The sequence below is a fragment of the Nocardiopsis sp. iso_25 genome (assembly GCF_056173305.1).
On the sequence record NZ_CM149667.1, the window covers coordinates 6,265,000 to 6,281,753 of the forward strand.

Sequence of the window (16,754 nt, forward strand, 5' to 3'; positions counted from 1 at the left end):
GGTGTCCGCACCCCTCAAAGCCCGCAGACTCACCAACCCCGAGGGCCAAAAACTCCAACGCATCGTCCGCCGGGGCAGCACCAACACCGTCCGCTACCGGCGAGCGATGATCATCCTGGCCTCGGCCAGCGGCAACACCGCCCCCGTCATCGCCCGCCTGGTCGCCGCTGATGAGAAGACCGTGCGCGAGGTCATCCACGCCTTCAACACCCAAGGGCTGAGCTGCCTGGACCCTAAATGGGCGGGAGGCCGTCCCCGCCTACTCACCCCCGACGAGGAAGACCTCGTCCTGAAGACGGCCACCACCCGCCCGACCAAGCTCGGCCAGCCCTTCACCCGCTGGTCGCTGCGCAAACTCGCCGCCCACCTGGCCCACCGGCCCGGACCGGGCCTGCGCATGGGCCGCGAGACCCTGCGAACGCTCCTGCACCGGCATGGCATCACCTTCCAACGCACCACGACCTGGAAGGACTCGCCCGACCCCGAGGCCGATGCCAAACTCGACCGCATCGAGCACGTCATGGAGCACTTCGCCGACCGGGTCTTCGCCTTCGACGAGTTCGGACCGCTGGGCATCCGGCCCACCGCCGGGACGGGCTGGGCCCGCAAGAGCCGCCCGCACCGCCTTCCGGCCACCTACCGGCGCACCCATGGCGTCACCTACTTCCACGGCTGCTACTCGGTGGGAGACGACACCCTGTGGGGCATCAACCACCGGCGCAAGGGCGCAGCCAACACACTCACCGCGCTCAAGACGATCCGGGCCGCCCGCCCGGACGGCGCCCCCATCTACGTGATCATGGACAACCTGTCCGCACACAAGGGCCCCACGATCCGCTCCTGGGCCCAGCGCAACAAGGTCGAGTTGTGCTTCACCCCCACCTACGCCTCCTGGGCCAACCCGATCGAGGCGCACTTCGGGCCGCTGCGCCAGTTCACCATCGCCAACTCCCACCACCCCAACCACACGGTGCAAACGCGGGCGCTGCACGCCTATCTACGGTGGCGCAACGCCAACGCCCGCGACCCGGACGTGCTCGCGGCCCAGCGCCGTGAACGCGCCCGGGTACGCAGCGAGAAGGGTGTTCGTTGGGGAGGCCGACCGCTACCCGTAGCGGCGTGAGGGCACCCGGGCGAACCTTCCCGGCCACGGCACTAGGAGCGGTCACGGGTCCGATCCTAGGGCGGGTCCGCGGCGGAACGCGGGGCTGTCCCCGTCCCCCGCGGGGCGACGTCCCGACAGCGCGACGCCGCGCACCACGGGGCCGTCCCCCGTCCCCGTCCCGTTCCCGGTCACCACCGCGCGGCACCCCGGGAGCGCGAACGGGTCGGCGCCCCGGCGCGGCCTGCCCCGACCGCGCCCGAGGCGCCGACCCCCGACGGTCTCCGCGGGGGACGCGTCCCGCGGCCGTCAGTCCTCGGCGCGCACGTCCACGACCTCGCCCGCGGCGTCGAGGATGACCTCGTACTCCTGGCCGTCGGCGCCGCGCACCTCGGCGTCCCAGCCGTCCCAGCCGTCCTCGTCCTGGCGCTCGACGTCCTCGGTGGTCGCGCCCTCGCCGACCGCGGCGGCGGCGTTGGCGGAGACCGTCTCGCGGTCGGCCGCGGCCTGCTCACCGGTGTTCTGCCAGGGGGCGGGTCCCCCGTCGGTGTCGCGGAAGGCCGTGCCGTTGACGGTGAACACGTCGGCGTCGTCGCGGTCCTCGCCCTCGTCGTCGTCATCGTCGTCCTCGTAGCGCACGCCCAGGGTGACCTCGGTGCCCTCCAGGCCGCGCAGCTCGTCCAGGAGCGGCTCGACGGTGCCGTTGCCGTCGAAGTCCTCCAGCTCGGGGTTGGTCAGCAGCCACTCCTCCGGACCGAAGTCGACCTCCACCCCGGACACGTACCAGTCGTCGGTGTCGTCCCCGGCGCGCAGCTCGCCCACGAGCTGCTCCAGCCCGTCGACCGTCCGGGTCGAGGGCTCGCTCTGCTGCGACTGCCCGTTCCCGCCCGTCTCGGAGTCGGTCCCGGCGGTGACGCCGGTGAGCGCGATCGGGGCCACCTCCTGCTCGGGGTCGCCGGCGACCAGGTAGCCGACCGTGCCCACGGTCAGCAGTCCGGCGGCGGCAGCGGAGGAGAGGATGATGATGGTCTTGGTCTGCATCGCGGATCCCTTGCTCACGTGCTCGAAGGTCTGTGTACCACCCAGCATGCGGCGGCGCGATGATGGCGGCATGAGGTCGACATGAGGGCCTTCTTCATGTTGCGCTCAGGAACGGTTCAGCGGCCTCCGCCACGGTGGGAGGCGACACGGGGAAACGGGGAGGGGCACGGCCTTGGCGATTCTGGTGGTGGAGGACGAGGAGGGGATCGTCTCCTTCGTGCGGCGCGGGCTGGAGACGGCCGGTTACCAGGTGCTCACCGCCGCCGACGGGATCGACGGGTTGACGATGGCGCTGTCGTCGGACGTCGACCTCGTCGTGCTGGACCTGGGGCTGCCGGGGATCCCGGGTGAGGAGGTGTTGCGGCGGCTGCGCGCGCGCCGCCCCTCGGTGCCGGTGATCGTGCTCACCGCCAAGGACGCCGTGAGCGACCGGGTCGCCAACCTCGACGCCGGGGCCGACGACTACATGGTCAAGCCGTTCAGCGTGAGCGAGCTGCTGGCCCGCGTGCGGGCCCGGCTGCGCGGCGGCGGCCAGGAACGCGGCGACGTGCTGGCCGCGGGCGGTGTGGTGCTCGACCTCGGGGCGCGCACCGCCTCGGTGGAGGGGCGCACCGTCAACCTCTCGGCGCGTGAGTTCGCGCTGCTGGAGGTGCTCATCCGCCACCCGACGCAGGTCTTCTCCCGGCCCCAGCTGCTGGACCGGGTCTGGGGCTACGACTTCGAAGGCGCCTCCAACGTGGTGGAGGTCTACGTCAGCCAGCTGCGCCGCAAGCTCGGCAGCGAGCGCATCCAGACGGTCCGCGGCGCCGGGTACCGGCTCGGGGACGGCGCGCGGTGAGCCTCACCGGCCGGGTGGTCCTGCGGTCGCTGCTGGTCATGGCCCTGGTCATCGGCGGCGTCGCCCTGCTCACCTACGAACTGGTGCGCGTGTCGGGCCTGGCCGACATTGACAGCCTGCTGCGCGAGGAGTCGGCGCTGGTCGGCGACGCCCTCGACGGGCGGCTGCCCGCCGCCGCCGGGCTCGACGGCGTGGTCTCGGGCCCGGAGGCCGAGCGCGCCGCCCGCCAGGCGCTCGCCGTACGCCCCAGCGGAGCCCGCCACGTGACGCTGGTGACCGTCAACGACGTGCGGCTGCAGAGCACCGGGGGCCCCTCGCGCGTCGCGGGCCTCATGCGCGGCGGCGACGCCCCCGAGGCCGAACCCGGGACCCTCCGCACGCTCGACACCGACGCGGGGCCGCTCCGGGTGCTCGACACCCGGGTGGTGGACGACGCCGGTGACACCCTGGCCGTCGTCACCGTCGCCGCCCCGCTCGACTCCACCCGCGACACGGCGGCCACCGTCCTGCTGTGGGCCGGGCTCGCCGGGGCGATCGGCGTGGTCGGCGGAGGGGTCGTGCTGTGGCTGGTCGTGCGGCGCACCCTGGGCCCCGTGCGGGAGGTCTCCGACGCGGCCAAGGCCATCTCGCCGGCCGACCTGGCCACCCGCGTCCCGGTGCCCGCCACCCGCGACGAGATCGCCGAACTGGCCACCGAGATCAACCAGATGCTGACCCGCATCGAGCAGGCCGACAGCAACCGGCGCCGGTACCTGGCCGCGATCTCCCACGAGGTGCGCACCCCCCTCTCGGTCGCCGAGGGGCACCTGGAGCTGCTGGGCACCGCGGAGGCGGCGGTCGTGCGCGCCGAACTCGACCGCCTGCGCCGCGTGCTGGAGGACCTCATGGCGGTGGCCCGCGGCGGCGACGAGATCGACGTCCGCGTCGATGCCGTGTTCCTGCCCGACCTGTTCCACGACGTGCGGGCCCGGCTCGACGCCCTGCCGCACGCCGACGCCGTCACCCTGGAGGAGCCGCCGCCGGACGTCCTGCTCGGCGACCAGTCGCGCCTGGAGCAGTGCCTGGCCAACCTCACCGCCAACGCCGTCGACCACAACCCGCCCGGCACCCGGGCCACCGTGACCGCACGCGGCGGCGGGGACACGATCTCCCTCACCGTGGCCGACGACGGTCCGGGGATCAGCGCCGAGGTGCTCCCCCACGTGTTCGAACCGTTCGTCACCACGCGCACCACCGGATCGGGACGCACCTCGGGGCTCGGCCTGTCGGTCGTGCGTTCCCTGGTCGAGGCCCAGGGTGGTGAGGTGGGCATCGACAGCGGCCCCTCCGGCACCGTCGTCACGATCACCCTCCCGCGCCCTACGCCCTGACCGGCTCCGCGCGGGGCCGGGGCCGCGTGCGCGGCGGCTCGGGGCGTGTTCGCCGTCCACACGGGCCTCCCCCGGTGGAATTCCCCTTCACCGGGAACCCTTCGCCGCGAAGGGCGGGAACGGGAATTCCACCGGAAAGGGAGAGCGCGTTCCGGCGTGTGCGCACGTCCGGTCCGGTGAGTGGCGCACGCCGGTGCACACTACGCGGGGAGGCCGCAATCCCCACCCTCCGTGACAGTCCCGTGATATCGCCGCAACCTCCCTCACCTGCGCGTACGCCCCCCACGGTCGTCTGACCGAACCGTGACCGAGTTTTGGGCGGGCCTTGGGGGGCAGTGCGATATGGCAGGAGGTGCTCCGATGGAGACCGGAATAATTGTCATCATCGCCTTAGTGGTGGTGGTCGTCATCGCCGGAGGAATCGCGATCGCCGCGCGGTCCTCGATCCTTCCGGCCCGGCGCACCGCCCGGCTGAAGAAGCGCTTCGGCGCCGAGTACGACCGAGCCGTGGAGGTCCACGGCAACAGGGCGGCCGCCGAGAACGACCTGTCCGAGAGGCTCCGCCGCCGCGACAACATGACGCTCCGCGAGCTGAGCGACCAGCAGCGCGCGGCGCACACCCAGACGTGGGCCGCGGTGCAGCAGGAGTTCGTCGACGATCCCGTCCGCGCCGTCCGCGACGCCCGCGGACTGGTGGAGGCGATCATGGCCGACCGCGGCTACCCCGGCCCCGCGTCCGCGGCCGACGGTGAGTCCGCCTTCGACCAGCGCCTCGACGACCTGTCGGTGGACCACTCCGCCGCGGTCACCGGGTTCCGCCGCGCGCACGCCACCGGGCGCTCCGCGGAGGCGGGCCAGAGCGGCACCGAGCACCTGCGCGAGGAGCTGGTGTCCTACCGCGGCCTGGTGGAGTCCCTGCTGGGCGGCCTGCCGACGGCCGACGGCACGACGGACCGGAACCCCGGCGCGGGGCGGACCGCTGTCGACCACACCGCTCCGGCCGCGGGCACGGAGCGCGCCGCCGTGGAGCGGCCGCACCGGGAGAGGGGACCGGAGGCGGGTCTGTGACCGGCCCCGGCAGCTTCTCTCCCAGGAACCGACGACACGAGGAGGCGGACATGGTGGAACGCGTACCCGGTCCCGGCACGAACCGGGAGACCGAATCGGACCAGTACCGGGCGCGGACGCCCGGAACCGCGACCGGCCCCCGTACCGCGGAGCCGGTGACCGTCGACGCCGAGGTGAACGACCCCGGACGCGGGACCGGCCCCGGGCCCGTCGGCGCTCCCGGTCCCGACCGCACGGGTTCCGTCGGCGGTGACCAGACCGGCCCCGGGCCCTCCGGACACGCCAGGCCGGGTGGACGCGGAACCGCGCCGGGCAGGGTGCCGGAGCAGCCGGGCACCGGAGCGGACCGCCCCGACGCGGCGGACGGGCCCCGGTCGCGGGGCGCGAAGCTCGAACGCGTCCGGGAGCGCTGGAACGCGACGCAGGGCAAGTTCGTCGACGACCCCCACGGTGCCGTGCGCGAGGCCGACGCGCTGGCGGCGGAGGTCGCCGACGCCGTGGTCGCGGAGATCGAGGAGCGCCGCTCCGCGCTGCGCTCCGCGTGGAACGAGGGAGAGGGCACGGACACCGAGTCGCTCCGGGTGGCCCTGCGCGACTACCGCTCCTTCGTGGAGCACCTGGTCAACACCAACACCTGACGGCGCGCGGCCGCCGTGAGCCGTTCCGGTCCGGGAGGGGCCGCCCACCGCCGAGCGCGGGGGCGGCCCCTCCCGGTGCGCGGCCGCGGGCCGCCCCCTCGGCGGGGACCCGTGGGCGGGTCCGCGTCCCCCGGACGGGGCCCGGGCGGCCCCATGGGAAGCGGTCGGCCCCACCGGTCGGCTCATCCGGCGAGGAGCTTGTCGACCACCGCGTCGGCCTCGGCGAACAGCTCCCGGTAGTGGCGTTCCCGGGCCGCACCGGACAGGTCCTGGGCCTCGCTGTCGAACAGCGCGGCCGTGTGGACGTCGAAGATCCCGCAGTACTCCGAGATCCCCCGGCGCAGGGGTCCGTCGAGCAGGCCGAACACCAGGTCCGCGTTCTGTTCCCCATCGGTGAGCCCGGCCAGGGCCAGCCACAGCATCCGCTTGCCCGCCATGGGGGACTTGCTGCGGCCGTACGCGAGGCCGTAGTTCCACACGCGGTCGATCCAGCCCTTGAGCAGGGCCGGCAGCCCGTACCACCACACGGGGAAGACGGGGACGATGAGTTCGGCGGCGTGGACGCGGCGGATGTGTGCGTGCACCTCGTCGGAGTAGACCTTGTCCCGGTTGCCGTAGTCGGGTTCGTCGGCCTCGCTGTTGCGGGGGTCGAACCCCTCGGCGTGCAGGTCGAGCAGGTCGACGCGGTACCCGGCCTCCTCCAGGCGCGCAGCGGCCCGTGCGGCCACGGCGGCGGTCAGGGAGTCCGGGCGGTGGTGGGCGAACACGACCAGGGCGGTGCGTCCGGTCGGCGTGACGGGCCCGGAGGGCTCGAAGGAGTCGGAGGCTGTGAAGGGCTCTTGGTTCATGAACCCAGTACAGACCAGCGGACGTGGACGTTCCATAGCCGAAAAGCTCTGTTTCTTTGGCGTGCGTCTACACTCGCTCCCATGGACCCTTTGAGCGACATGCTCAGCGGCATCCGCTCCGCCGGAGCCTCCGTGAGCCAGGCCTCGCTGGACCCGCCGTGGACGATCCGCTTCACCGGCGGCGCGCCGCTGACCATGCTGACGGTGATCAGCGGCAGCGGGTCGGTGGCCATGCCCGACGGGAGCGCCCTCACGCTCGGCGCGGGCGACACCGTGCTCGTGCGCGGCCCCGACCCCTTCCACCTCGCGGACAGCCCCGCCTCGCTCCGCCGGCCCCACCGGGACCACGAGATCGACTGCCTCGACCCGGTGCCCGGGGGCGGGCCGGTCAGCGCTCCCCCGGACGGGCTCCCCCCGCGCGACGGCCTCCGGGACGGCGGCCTCGGCGGCGGACCCCCCGACGCGCCCCCGAACGGCAGTGTCGCGAACGGCAGACTCAGCGACGAGGCCTCCGCGGGCGCCACCACCCTCATCGTCACCGCCTACCGGGCCACCCGGAGCCGCCACGAGCGGCTGCTGCGCACCCTGCCGCCCACGCTGGTCCTCAACGAGGAGACCGAGGACGTCTTCTGGCTCGACGCGGCGAGGGACGCCCTGTCCCGGCGGCACCTCCCGGGCGGCCAGGCCCTGGTGGACCGCGTCGTGGACATGGGGCTGGTGTGCAGCCTGGCCTGCTGGTTCGAGCAGGAGGGCGCCGACGCCCCCGCCTGGTACCGGGGGGCCGTCGACCCGGTGACCGGACCCGCGCTGGAGGCCGTCCACCGGCGTCCGCACGAGGCCTGGACGGTGGGCGCCCTGGCCGCCCGGGCGGGGGTGTCGCGCGCGCTCTTCGCCAAGCGCTTCACCGAGGTCGTGGGCCAGTCGCCCCTGGGCTACCTGACGGAGTGGCGGATGTACACCGCCGAGGAGCTGCTGGCGGACCCCGAACTGAGCGTGGCGAAGGTGGCCGGGGCCGTGGGCTACGCCGACCCCTCCTCGTTCAGCACGGCCTTCAAGCGGCTGCGGGGGCTGAGCCCGCGGGAGTTCCGTCTGCGGAACCTGTCGTCCGGGACCGGCGCCGCCCCCGCCCCCGGCGCCGGAGCGGGTTCCTGATCCGGGTCGGGTCCGGGCCGGGGCCCGTCCCGGTCCGCCCGGGGACCGGAACCGGCCCGGGGCCGCGAACGGTCCCCGGGCCGGACGGCCTCAGCCCCAGACGACGGGGAGCGCGGCCCGACCGCTCGCCACGATGGACGGGGCCTGCTCCACCCGCGCCCCCTCGGCCAGGCGCAGGTCGGGGAAGCGCGTGAAGAGCGCCTCCAGCGCGGTCACGCCCTCCAGCCGGGCCAGCCCCGCGCCCAGGCAGAAGTGCGGACCGTGCGAGAAGGCCAGGTGCCCCCGCTGCTCCCTCCGCAGGTCGAAGGCGTGCGCGTCGTCGCCGTGGCGCCCGGGGTCGCGCCCCGCCGCGCCGAAGCCCATGAGCAGCGCCTCCCCCGCGGGCACGCGCGTACCCGCCAGGGTGACGTCCTCGGCCGTGTAGCGCAGCGGCAGGTACTGGATGCTGGCGTCCCAGCGCAGGGTCTCCTCGACCGCGTCGGCCCAGGAGGCGCCGCCGGACCGAACCAGCTCCAGCTGGTCCCGGTGGGTGAGCAGCGCGTGCACGGTGTTGGTGATGAGGTTCATCGTGGTCTCGTAGCCCGCGCCGATCATCAGGATCAGCGTCCACACCAGTTCGGTGTGGGAGAGCCGCTCGTCGCCCTCAGCCCGCGCCTGGAGCAGCGCGCTGGTGAGGTCGTCGCCCGGCTCGCGGGACTTGCGCTCGGCCAGCTCCGCCAGGAAGGACTGCATGTCGGCGTTGGTCTGCGCCGCCACCTCCGGGGTGGTGGTCGCGTCGAAGACCCGGTGCATCAGGGTGTGCAGGGTGCCGCGGTGCTCCGCCCCGACACCGAAGAGCTCGGAGATGACCGTCATGGGCAGCGGCAGCGACAGCGCCGCCTTGAGGTCCACCGGCCCCGGTCCTGCGGCGGCGAGGCCGTCGAGCAGTTCGGCGGTGATCTCGGTGATCCTCGGGCGCAGCTCCTCCACCCGGCGCGGGGTGAACGCCTGCGAGACCAGGGTCCGCAGGCGCCGGTGGCGGTCGCCGTCCGCGGTGAGCATGTTGTCCGGGGCCACCCAGGAGATCAGCGGCCAGTCCATGGGGATCTCGCCCTGCGCCCACGCCCGCCAGTGCCGCGCCTCCTTGCGCACGCCGGGGTGGGCGAGGGCCTCCATGACGACGTCGTGTCCGGTCAGCGCCCGAACAACCACGCCACCAGTGATCTCAACCTCGACGACGGGGCCGCGGTCTCGGAGTCCGGCTGTCTGTCGGTGGAGGTCGTAGGGGTGGAGGACGGGGATGTCTGCTGCCATGGCGGTGTTCCCTTCGGGGAGTCGGGCGGAAATTCCACGGGGAGTTCGGCCAGGGCCCGCGCGAACGGGGAGACGCGCCAGTGCGGGGCCGGGGCGGCCACGCGCAGGCCGCGCAGGCGCTTGGTGAGGACCTCGACGCCGACCTGGGCCATGGCCTGGGCGAACCCGTGGGCCGGGCAGCGGTGCGGGCCGACCCCGAAGGCCAGGTGGGCGCGGGTGACGTGCTCGATGTCGGGGCCGTTCTCGGCCATCGCGGTGTGGGCCGCGGCGTAGCCGAGGAGGATGGGCTCCCCCTTGCGGATGACCCGTCCGCCGCTGATCTCGACGTCGCGCACCGGGTAGAGGACCGGGTAGTTGGTGATGGGCGGCTCGCGCCACAGGACCTGCTCGACCACCTCGTCGATCCCGACGAGGGCGCCGTTGAGGGCCCGGCTCACCTCGGGGTCGGTGAGGATCGTGTGCGTGGCGGACGTGATGAGGTTGGCGGTCGGCTCGGCGCCGGCGCCGATGGTCACCACGAGCTGGTGCAGCATCTCCTCGTCGGTGAGCCCCGCCCGGTGCTGGAGCAGCCAGGTGGTGACGTCCTCCCCCGGCGACGCGTGCTTGTGCGAGATGGCGTCGGACAGGGCGCGCTCGTACTCGGCGTTGGCGCGCACGACGTCGTTGCCGTCCCACAGGTCCGCGAGCGAGGTCAGGACGCGCTCGCCGACCTCGCGCGAGAAGCCGAACAGGTCGCAGATGACCAGCAGGGGCAGCAGGCGGGCGTACTCCGGCACCAGGTCCGCGCTGCCGCGTTCGACGAAGGCGTCGATGAGGCTGTCGGCGTGGCGGCGGGTGCTCTCGCCGACGCGGCTCTCCGGCACCCGGCCCAGGGAGTCGACCACCGACCGCTTGAGGCGGGCGTGGGCGTCGTCGTCAGCGAAGAGCAGGTTGGGGCGGTAGGCCATCATCGCGGCCACGGGGGCGTCGTCGGGGACGCGCCCCTCGGACCAGTCGCGCCAGAGCCGGGAGTCGCGCCGGAAGGTGCGGGTGTCCCTGCACCAGGCCGTGATGAGCGCGTAGTCGGCGACCACCCAGGCGCTGATCCCGGGGGAGATCTCGGCGGGGAAGACGGAGCCGTGTTCCTTGGCCATCCGCGCGTAGACGTCGTGCGGGTCGGCGTGGAACTCGGGGGCGTGGAGTTCGGCGTAGGGGCAGCGGGAAGCCAACGTTTTCCTGTTCTACAGGGGGGTTCGAGAGCCGCGCCAGTCTAGTACCGCAACATGTCCGTTGTTCCTTCCGTCCCATCTGTTCCGCCCTTCACCGAACAGAGGGGCGGCCGTCCTCCTCCGGAGTCCCTGAGGTGCCCGGTCAGCGGCGTGAGTTGTAGCATCGTGGCCGGATTCCTCCCCCCTGCAACCCGCTCCTCCGGTCCCGGCGAAGGCCGTACGGCGGGGCTCCTCGACACACACGGGAACGGACGTTCATGGACGCTGAAGACACCCAGGTCATGACCAGGACGGGTGAGTTCACCAGCACCACCCTGAGCTGGGAGACCTCGGTCCGGGGCCGGGTCGCGGCGGCGGTCGACCGCCTCTCCGGGCCGCTGTCCGACCTGCTGGAGCGCGACGCCAACGACGGCGACACCCGCTTGCTCGTCGCCGACTTCTTCAGCGTCGGTCTGAACTTCAGCAAGTACCAGGACATGACCACCGAGTACCGGACCAGCGGGGACTCGATCGATTACGCGATCGTGCTGGACGGCAAGCTGTTCGCGCCGGTGGAGGTGCGCCGGGTCGGCCAGGAGCTCGACCAGCGCAACATCCAGGTGTCCCGGCGCCTGGCCGTCGAGGAGGGCGCCGAGTGGGTGATCCTCACCAACGGCCGCCTCTGGAAGGTCTACCACCTGCGCCCCGACGGCGACGGCGGCAACCGGCCGGTGGAGGTCATCCACGTCGACCTGACCGACGCCGACGCCTACCAGCGCAACATCGACGCCCTGTTCCACATCACCCGCGAGGCCGTCGACCGCGGACGGCTGAACACCCTGCGCAAGTGGAACGAGGCCGTCGAGGCGGCCCCCGTAGCCGATGTGCTGCGCAGCGACGCCGTGGTGGAGGCGGTCCGCGCGCAGCTGCGCGCCGCCACGGGCCACCTGGGGCACACGGGCGACGCCGACGAGGTGCGCCGCGCCCTGGTCGGAGAGGTCATCGCTCCGGGGCTGCTCAAGGACTGACGCCGGTGGCGGGCCCGGCTCCCCGGGGCAGGGCCCGCCCGCGTCCGCCCGGTCCCGCTGGTCACCGGCTCCGCTCCGGGTGCCTCCCGCCTCCTCCGCCGCCCGCTGGTTCGTGCGTTTGCCCCCATTGACAGCTGTGATACACGACACAACAATGGTCATACTATTGGGAGCGCTCCCAGTGCTTCCGGCCGCTTACCCCCCAGCGGAAGGACCCCCGTTGAGTCCGGCACGAAGAAACCGCGCGGCGGCGCTCGGAGCCGCAGCCGCACTGGGCACGAGCCTGCTCGTCGCCTCCCCCGCCCAGGCCGACGACGAACCGGTCGAGCAGATCACCAACGGCGACTTCGCCGACGGCACCACCGGCTGGTGGGCGACCGAGGGGATCGACCTCGCCGTCAGCGAGGACGGAGCCCTGTGCGTCGCGGTCCCCGGCGGCACCAGCGACCCGTGGGACCAGATCGTCGGCCAGAACGACATCCCCCTCGTGGCGGGGGAGTCCTACTCCCTCACGTTCACCGCCTCCGGCGCCGAGGGCCTGCCCGTCCGCGCGCTGATCCAGGAGCCCGTCGACCCCTGGCGCACCGAACTGGACGAGCGCCCCGTGCTCACCGCGACGGCGACCGGCTACGAGTACGTCTTCACCGCGTCGGCCGAGATGGCCGACGCCCAGGTCGCCTTCCAGATCGGCGGGGCCGAGGAGGACTGGACCTTCTGCCTGGACGACGTGTCGCTGCTCGGCGGCGCCGAGCCCCCGGTGTACGAACCCGACACCGGCCCGCGCGTGCGCGTGAACCAGGTCGGCTACCTCCCGCAGGGCCCCAAGAACGCCACCGTGGTCACCGACGCCGAGGAGGCCCTGCCCTGGCGGCTGGCCGATGCCGGGGGCGCGGTCGTGGCCGAGGGCGACACCGTGCCCCGCGGCCTGGACGAGTCCTCCGGGCAGAACGTGCACACCGTCGACTTCAGCGGCTTCACCGGGACGGGCGAGGGCTACACCCTGACCGCCGACGGCGAGACCAGCCACCCCTTCGGCATCACCGCCGACCCCTACGCCGCCCTGGCCACGGACGCCTTGGACTTCTACTACACCCAGCGCAGCGGCATCGAGATCCTCGACGAACTCGCCCCCGGGTACGGGCGCGAGGCCGGGCACGCGGGCGTGGAGCCCAACCGGGGCGACACCGACGTCACCTGCCACCCCTCCGCCCCGTGCGACTACTCGCTCGACGTGTCCGGCGGCTGGTACGACGCGGGCGACCACGGCAAGTACGTGGTGAACGGCGGCATCTCCGTCCACCAGCTGATGAGCGTCTACGAGCGCGCGCACACCGCGCCCACCGGCGACCCCGCCAGGGTCGCCGACTCCACCCTGTCCGTCCCCGAGCGGGACAACGGCGTGCCCGACGTCCTGGACGAGGCCCGCTGGGAGATGGAGTTCCTGCTGTCCATGCAGGTCCCCGAGGGCGAGGAGCTCGCGGGGATGGCCCACCACAAGGTCCACGACGAGCGCTGGACCGGCCTGCCCCTGCTGCCCTCCGAGGACCCCCAGCCCCGCTACCTGCACCCTCCGTCGACGGCGGCCACGCTGAACCTGGCCGCGACCGCCGCCCAGTGCTCCCGCGTGTTCGCCCCCCACGACGCCGACTTCGCCGCGACCTGCCTGGAGGCGGCCGAGACCGCCTGGGACGCCGCGGTGGCCGAGCCCGAGCGCTACGCGACCGTCGGCGGCGAGGGCGGCGGCGCCTACGACGACGACAACGTGGCCGACGAGTTCTACTGGGCCGCCGCGGAGCTCTACCTGGCCACCGGGCACGGCGACTACGAGGAGGCGGTGGTCTCGTCGGAGCTGCACACCGCCGACGTGTTCACCTCCGCCGGGTTCGACTGGCGCTGGACCGCCCCGCTGGGCCGCCTCCAGCTCGCCACCGTGCCGAGTGGGCTCGACGGGCGCGACGAGGTCCGCGCCTCCGTCGTGGAGGGGGCCGAGCAGTACCTGGCCGACGTCTCGGAGCACCCCTACGGGCTGGCCTACGACCCCGAGGGCGGGGTCTTCGCCTGGGGCTCCAACAACCTCGTGCTCAACAACATGGTGGTGATGGCCACCGCCTACGACGTCGGCGGTGACACGCGCTTCCGCGACGCGGTCCTGGAGGGCATGGACTACATCCTGGGACGCAACGCCCTCAACCAGTCGTACGTGACCGGGTACGGCGAGAACGACGCGGTCAACCAGCACAGCCGCTGGTACGCCCACCAGCTCGACCCGCGCCTGCCCAACCCGCCCGAGGGCACCCTGTCCGGCGGGCCCAACTCCGACACCGGCACCTGGGACCCGGTGGCCCAGTCCAACCTGGACGGGTGCGCCCCCCAGTTCTGCTACATCGACCACATCGACTCGTGGGCGACCAACGAGCTGACCGTCAACTGGAACTCCACACTGGCCTGGGTGTCCGGGTTCGTCGCCGACCAGGGCGACGCCTCCCTGCCCGCCGGGTCCTCCTGCGAGGTGGACTACGTGGTCCACGGCGAGTGGCACGACCGCTTCAACACCCAGGTGACCGTCCGCAACACGGGTGGGGAGCCCGTGACCGGCTGGGAGCTGGTGTGGTCCTTCCCCGGCGGCCAGACCGTGGAACGCCACTGGAGCAGCGCGCTGGAGCAGTCCGGGCACGCGGTGACCGCCGTGAACGCGGACTGGAACGGGACCATCGGGCCCGGCGACGAGGTGACGTTCGGCTTCATCGGCACCCTGACGTCCGGGGCGAACGCCGTGCCCGCGAGGTTCGCCCTCAACGGCTCGGTCTGCAGCTGACCCGTGGGCGGGGCGACGACGGCGCGCCCGCCCACGCCGTAAGACCCCCTTGGAGGACGGGGCCCCTCAGGAGAGCGTGGGGCCCCGTCCGTATGTCCGGGGGTTCAGCGCTGCCAGCGCGCCTGGCAGAAGCAGTAGGCGCCGTAGAGGGCGACGCCCAGGGCGACGGCCACCAGCGCCCAGGGCCCGGCCGGGGTCTGGGAGAAGGCCCGCAGCGCGCCGTCCAGCCCGACCGCCTGGTCCTTGTCGAAGGCGATCGCGGCCTGGACGAAGAAGACGCCGACGGCGGCCAGGACCAGGCCCTGGGTGCCGATGCCGAGCACGCCGATGCTGACGACGGCCCTGCGCCGCCGCGGTGTGAGCGCGCCGAGCGCCAACTCCTGCGTGAAGCGGCGGGTCACCGCCTTCCAGATCTGGTACAGGCCCACGGCGATCACGCCGCAGCCCACCGCGCCGACGGCGAACCGGCCGAAGGGCAGCGCCATGATCTGGGCCGTCAGCGCCTCCGACCGGCTGTCCTGGGATTGGGGCGACCCCTGCCCCAGCAGGAAGCCCGCGATGCTGGAGGCCAGCACGGCGTAGACCACCGCGCGGGCGCCGGAGGCGATGCGCCTGGTGGCCCTCTCCAGGCCCACGACGGCGTAGACCGCCTGCCACACGGTGAGTCCCACCAGTCCCGCCGCCGCGACCCAGAGCAGCAGCATGCCGCCGGTGTTCTGGGCGATCAGTTGGAGGGCGCCGCTGTTGTCCGCCTCCTGGCCGCCGCTGTCGCCGAAGGCGATGCGCAGGGCGAGGTAGCCGATGATGAGGTAGAGGAGGCCCGTGGCGGCGAAGCCCACGCCCGCGAGCCTGCGCAGCCAGGTGCTGTGGGCCGCCTGGCGTCCCGCGCGCCGCCCCGCCGCCCGGGCGTCCTTGGCGGAGCGCCGCGCCTTACCTGGTAAGTCTGAGGAGGACATGTCCGGCCCGTGCCCGCGAGGAGGGCAAGAAAACGGATGTTTACCGTTACTACTCCCTTTTGTGCTGTTCAGCGACGTGGAATCCCTCCGGGGCGCCCGTGCGGGACGACGGGTTGACCCGCGGCGGGTCGGGTGGGCCGACGCGAGCGCGGGGCGCCCGGGGACGGCACGGGACGCCCGGCCCCGCGCGGAACGCCGGACCCCGCCCGGGTGCGTGTGGAACGCCGGACCCCGCCCGGGTGCGCGGGGGCGCAGGGCGGGGCGGCCGGGGCGCCTACTCCAGCGGCACCCGCAGGATCCTGTCGCCCCCCTCGACCGGCTCCCCGACCCCGTCGAGGTTGCTGGTGGCCAGCCACAGCGCGTCGCCGCCGGGGGCGGTCACCACCGTGCGCAGGCGGCCGTACTCCCCCTGGTGGTGCTCCACCGGCTCTCCCACGCCGCCGTCACCGCTGAGCGGCACCTCCCACAGGCGTTCGCCGCGCAGCGCCGCGACCCACAGGGAGCCGCCCGCGACCGCCGCGCCGCTGGGCGAGGCCTCCGCGGGTCTCCACGTCAGCAGGGGGTCGACGTACTCGCCGCCTCCCCCGGCGCCCTCCACCTCGGGCCAGCCGTAGTTGCCGCCCGGTTCGATCAGGTTGACCTCGTCGAACTCGTTCTGCCCGAACTCAGTGGCGTACAGGTTGTCCTCGTCGTCCCACGCCAGGCCCTGGACGTTGCGGTGGCCGTAGCTGTAGACCGGGTTGCCGAAGGGGTTGTCCGGGGCCGGGTCCCCGTCGGCGGTGATCCGCAGGATCTTGCCGCCCAGCGAACCGGTGTCCTGGGACAGGCCCTCCCTGCCCGCGTCCCCGGTGCCGACGTACAGCAGGCCGTCGGGTCCGAACCCGATCCGGCCGCCGTTGTGGTACGAGGCGGAGGGGATGCCGTCGAGGACGATCTCGGCGTCGCCGAAGCCCCCGTCGCCGTTCTCGGGGTCGTACTCCAGTCGGGTGATCCGGTTGTCGGAGGCCGCGGTGTGGTAGGCGTACACGTACGGTTCCCCGGGGAAGTCCGGGTGCACGGCCAGCCCCAGCAGACCGCCCTCGCCGTTCGGCGCGGCCCCCTCGACGGCGCCGACGCCGGCGACCGAGCCGTCGGGGGACACGCGGACGACCTCCGCCGAGTCGCGCTGGGCGACCAGGGCGGAGCCGTCGGGGAGGAAGGCCAGCCCCCACGGCACCTCCAGGCCCGCGGTGACCTCCTCCGGTCGGCCCGGGTCGGCACCGGCGGAGCCGTCCTGTCCGCCCGGCTCCGGTCGGCCGTCCGTTCCGCCCGCCCCGTCCCCCTGCGCACCGCACCCGGCGAGGAGGACGAGGGCGCCCAGGACGGCGGCGGCGCGGAGCACGGCGCTCGGGCGCGCTGAAGATTCCATGCCGGTTCCC

14 protein-coding genes are annotated in these 16,754 nt (G+C 73.5%); 8 read left to right on the plus strand and 6 right to left on the minus strand.

Annotated features, from left to right (window positions below; genetic code table 11):
* Position 1 precedes the first annotated feature (1 nt).
* Positions 2-1,123, plus strand: a complete 1,122-nt coding sequence (locus AC0VX6_RS27055) for an IS630 family transposase (protein WP_212642420.1) — start codon at positions 2-4, stop codon at positions 1,121-1,123.
* 288 nt (positions 1,124-1,411) lie between these two features.
* On the opposite strand, the gene AC0VX6_RS27060 is transcribed toward AC0VX6_RS27055, so the two are convergent.
* Positions 1,412-2,143, minus strand: a complete 732-nt coding sequence (locus tag AC0VX6_RS27060) for a PepSY domain-containing protein (RefSeq protein WP_274978272.1) — start codon at positions 2,141-2,143, stop codon at positions 1,412-1,414.
* 172 nt (positions 2,144-2,315) lie between these two features.
* Between AC0VX6_RS27060 and AC0VX6_RS27065 the strand changes: the two genes are divergently transcribed.
* The 4 genes from AC0VX6_RS27065 (at position 2,316) to AC0VX6_RS27080 (ending at position 6,057) form a co-directional block, all read left to right on the plus strand.
* Positions 2,316-2,981, plus strand: coding sequence for a response regulator transcription factor (locus AC0VX6_RS27065; RefSeq protein WP_212642320.1), 666 nt, complete (start codon positions 2,316-2,318; stop codon positions 2,979-2,981).
* The gene (locus tag AC0VX6_RS27070; RefSeq protein ID WP_274975299.1) at positions 2,978-4,351 is read left to right on the plus strand and encodes a sensor histidine kinase; all 1,374 of its coding nucleotides are present in this window, start codon (positions 2,978-2,980) and stop codon (positions 4,349-4,351) included. The genes AC0VX6_RS27065 and AC0VX6_RS27070 overlap by 4 nt, the downstream gene beginning before the upstream one ends.
* 360 nt (positions 4,352-4,711) lie before the next feature.
* Positions 4,712-5,419 (plus strand): hypothetical protein, encoded by a 708-nt coding sequence (locus AC0VX6_RS27075; protein WP_212642318.1) that lies wholly within the window; start codon positions 4,712-4,714, stop codon positions 5,417-5,419.
* A gap of 50 nt (positions 5,420-5,469) precedes the next feature.
* Positions 5,470-6,057: a hypothetical protein gene (locus AC0VX6_RS27080; RefSeq protein ID WP_212642317.1), complete on the plus strand. Its 588-nt coding sequence runs from the start codon at positions 5,470-5,472 to the stop codon at positions 6,055-6,057.
* A gap of 182 nt (positions 6,058-6,239) precedes the next feature.
* Here AC0VX6_RS27080 and AC0VX6_RS27085 read toward each other — a convergent pair whose 3' ends face one another.
* Entirely contained in the window at positions 6,240-6,905 is a 666-nt protein-coding gene (locus tag AC0VX6_RS27085) for an NAD(P)H oxidoreductase (RefSeq protein ID WP_274975300.1), read from the minus strand.
* An 81-nt stretch (positions 6,906-6,986) separates the two neighbouring features.
* On the opposite strand from AC0VX6_RS27085, the gene AC0VX6_RS27090 reads away from it, so the two are divergent.
* On the plus strand, positions 6,987-8,057 hold the full coding sequence (locus AC0VX6_RS27090; protein ID WP_475466718.1) for a cupin domain-containing protein: 1,071 nt from the start codon (positions 6,987-6,989) through the stop codon (positions 8,055-8,057).
* 90 nt (positions 8,058-8,147) lie between these two features.
* Here the strand turns inward: AC0VX6_RS27090 and AC0VX6_RS27095 are convergent, their stop codons facing one another.
* Both AC0VX6_RS27095 and AC0VX6_RS27100 read right to left on the minus strand, forming a co-directional pair.
* A complete protein-coding gene (locus AC0VX6_RS27095; protein WP_212642315.1) occupies positions 8,148-9,248 on the minus strand; it encodes a cytochrome P450 family protein in 1,101 nt (366 codons plus the stop codon).
* A complete protein-coding gene (locus tag AC0VX6_RS27100) occupies positions 9,230-10,558 on the minus strand; it encodes a cytochrome P450 family protein (RefSeq protein WP_475466720.1) in 1,329 nt (442 codons plus the stop codon). Before AC0VX6_RS27100 ends, AC0VX6_RS27095 begins: the two co-directional genes overlap by 19 nt.
* Positions 10,559-10,815: 257 nt before the next feature.
* On the opposite strand from AC0VX6_RS27100, the gene AC0VX6_RS27105 reads away from it, so the two are divergent.
* A complete protein-coding gene (locus AC0VX6_RS27105; protein ID WP_475466722.1) occupies positions 10,816-11,565 on the plus strand; it encodes a hypothetical protein in 750 nt (249 codons plus the stop codon).
* 220 nt (positions 11,566-11,785) lie between these two features.
* Positions 11,786-14,380 (plus strand): glycoside hydrolase family 9 protein, encoded by a 2,595-nt coding sequence (locus tag AC0VX6_RS27110; protein WP_475466724.1) that lies wholly within the window; start codon positions 11,786-11,788, stop codon positions 14,378-14,380.
* A 104-nt stretch (positions 14,381-14,484) separates the two neighbouring features.
* On the opposite strand, the gene AC0VX6_RS27115 is transcribed toward AC0VX6_RS27110, so the two are convergent.
* A complete protein-coding gene (locus AC0VX6_RS27115) occupies positions 14,485-15,336 on the minus strand; it encodes a DUF1206 domain-containing protein (protein WP_274975303.1) in 852 nt (283 codons plus the stop codon).
* Positions 15,337-15,610: 274 nt separating this feature from the next.
* Entirely contained in the window at positions 15,611-16,744 is a 1,134-nt protein-coding gene (locus AC0VX6_RS27120) for a PQQ-dependent sugar dehydrogenase (protein ID WP_475466726.1), read from the minus strand.
* Between the last annotated feature and the right edge of the window lie 10 nt (positions 16,745-16,754).

Excerpts from the sequence above, each read along its gene's own strand:
- AC0VX6_RS27060 (WP_274978272.1), bottom strand. The coding sequence starts at position 2,143 with ATGCAGACCAAGACCATCATCATCCTCTCCTCCGCTGCCGCCGCCGGA.
- AC0VX6_RS27075 (WP_212642318.1), top strand. The coding sequence starts at position 4,712 with ATGGAGACCGGAATAATTGTCATCATCGCCTTAGTGGTGGTGGTCGTC.
- AC0VX6_RS27080 (WP_212642317.1), top strand. The coding sequence starts at position 5,470 with ATGGTGGAACGCGTACCCGGTCCCGGCACGAACCGGGAGACCGAATCG.
- AC0VX6_RS27085 (WP_274975300.1), bottom strand. The coding sequence starts at position 6,905 with ATGAACCAAGAGCCCTTCACAGCCTCCGACTCCTTCGAGCCCTCCGGG.
- AC0VX6_RS27090 (WP_475466718.1), top strand. The coding sequence starts at position 6,987 with ATGGACCCTTTGAGCGACATGCTCAGCGGCATCCGCTCCGCCGGAGCC.
- AC0VX6_RS27105 (WP_475466722.1), top strand. The coding sequence starts at position 10,816 with ATGGACGCTGAAGACACCCAGGTCATGACCAGGACGGGTGAGTTCACC.
- AC0VX6_RS27115 (WP_274975303.1), bottom strand. The coding sequence starts at position 15,336 with ATGTCCTCCTCAGACTTACCAGGTAAGGCGCGGCGCTCCGCCAAGGAC.
- AC0VX6_RS27120 (WP_475466726.1), bottom strand. The coding sequence starts at position 16,744 with ATGGAATCTTCAGCGCGCCCGAGCGCCGTGCTCCGCGCCGCCGCCGTC.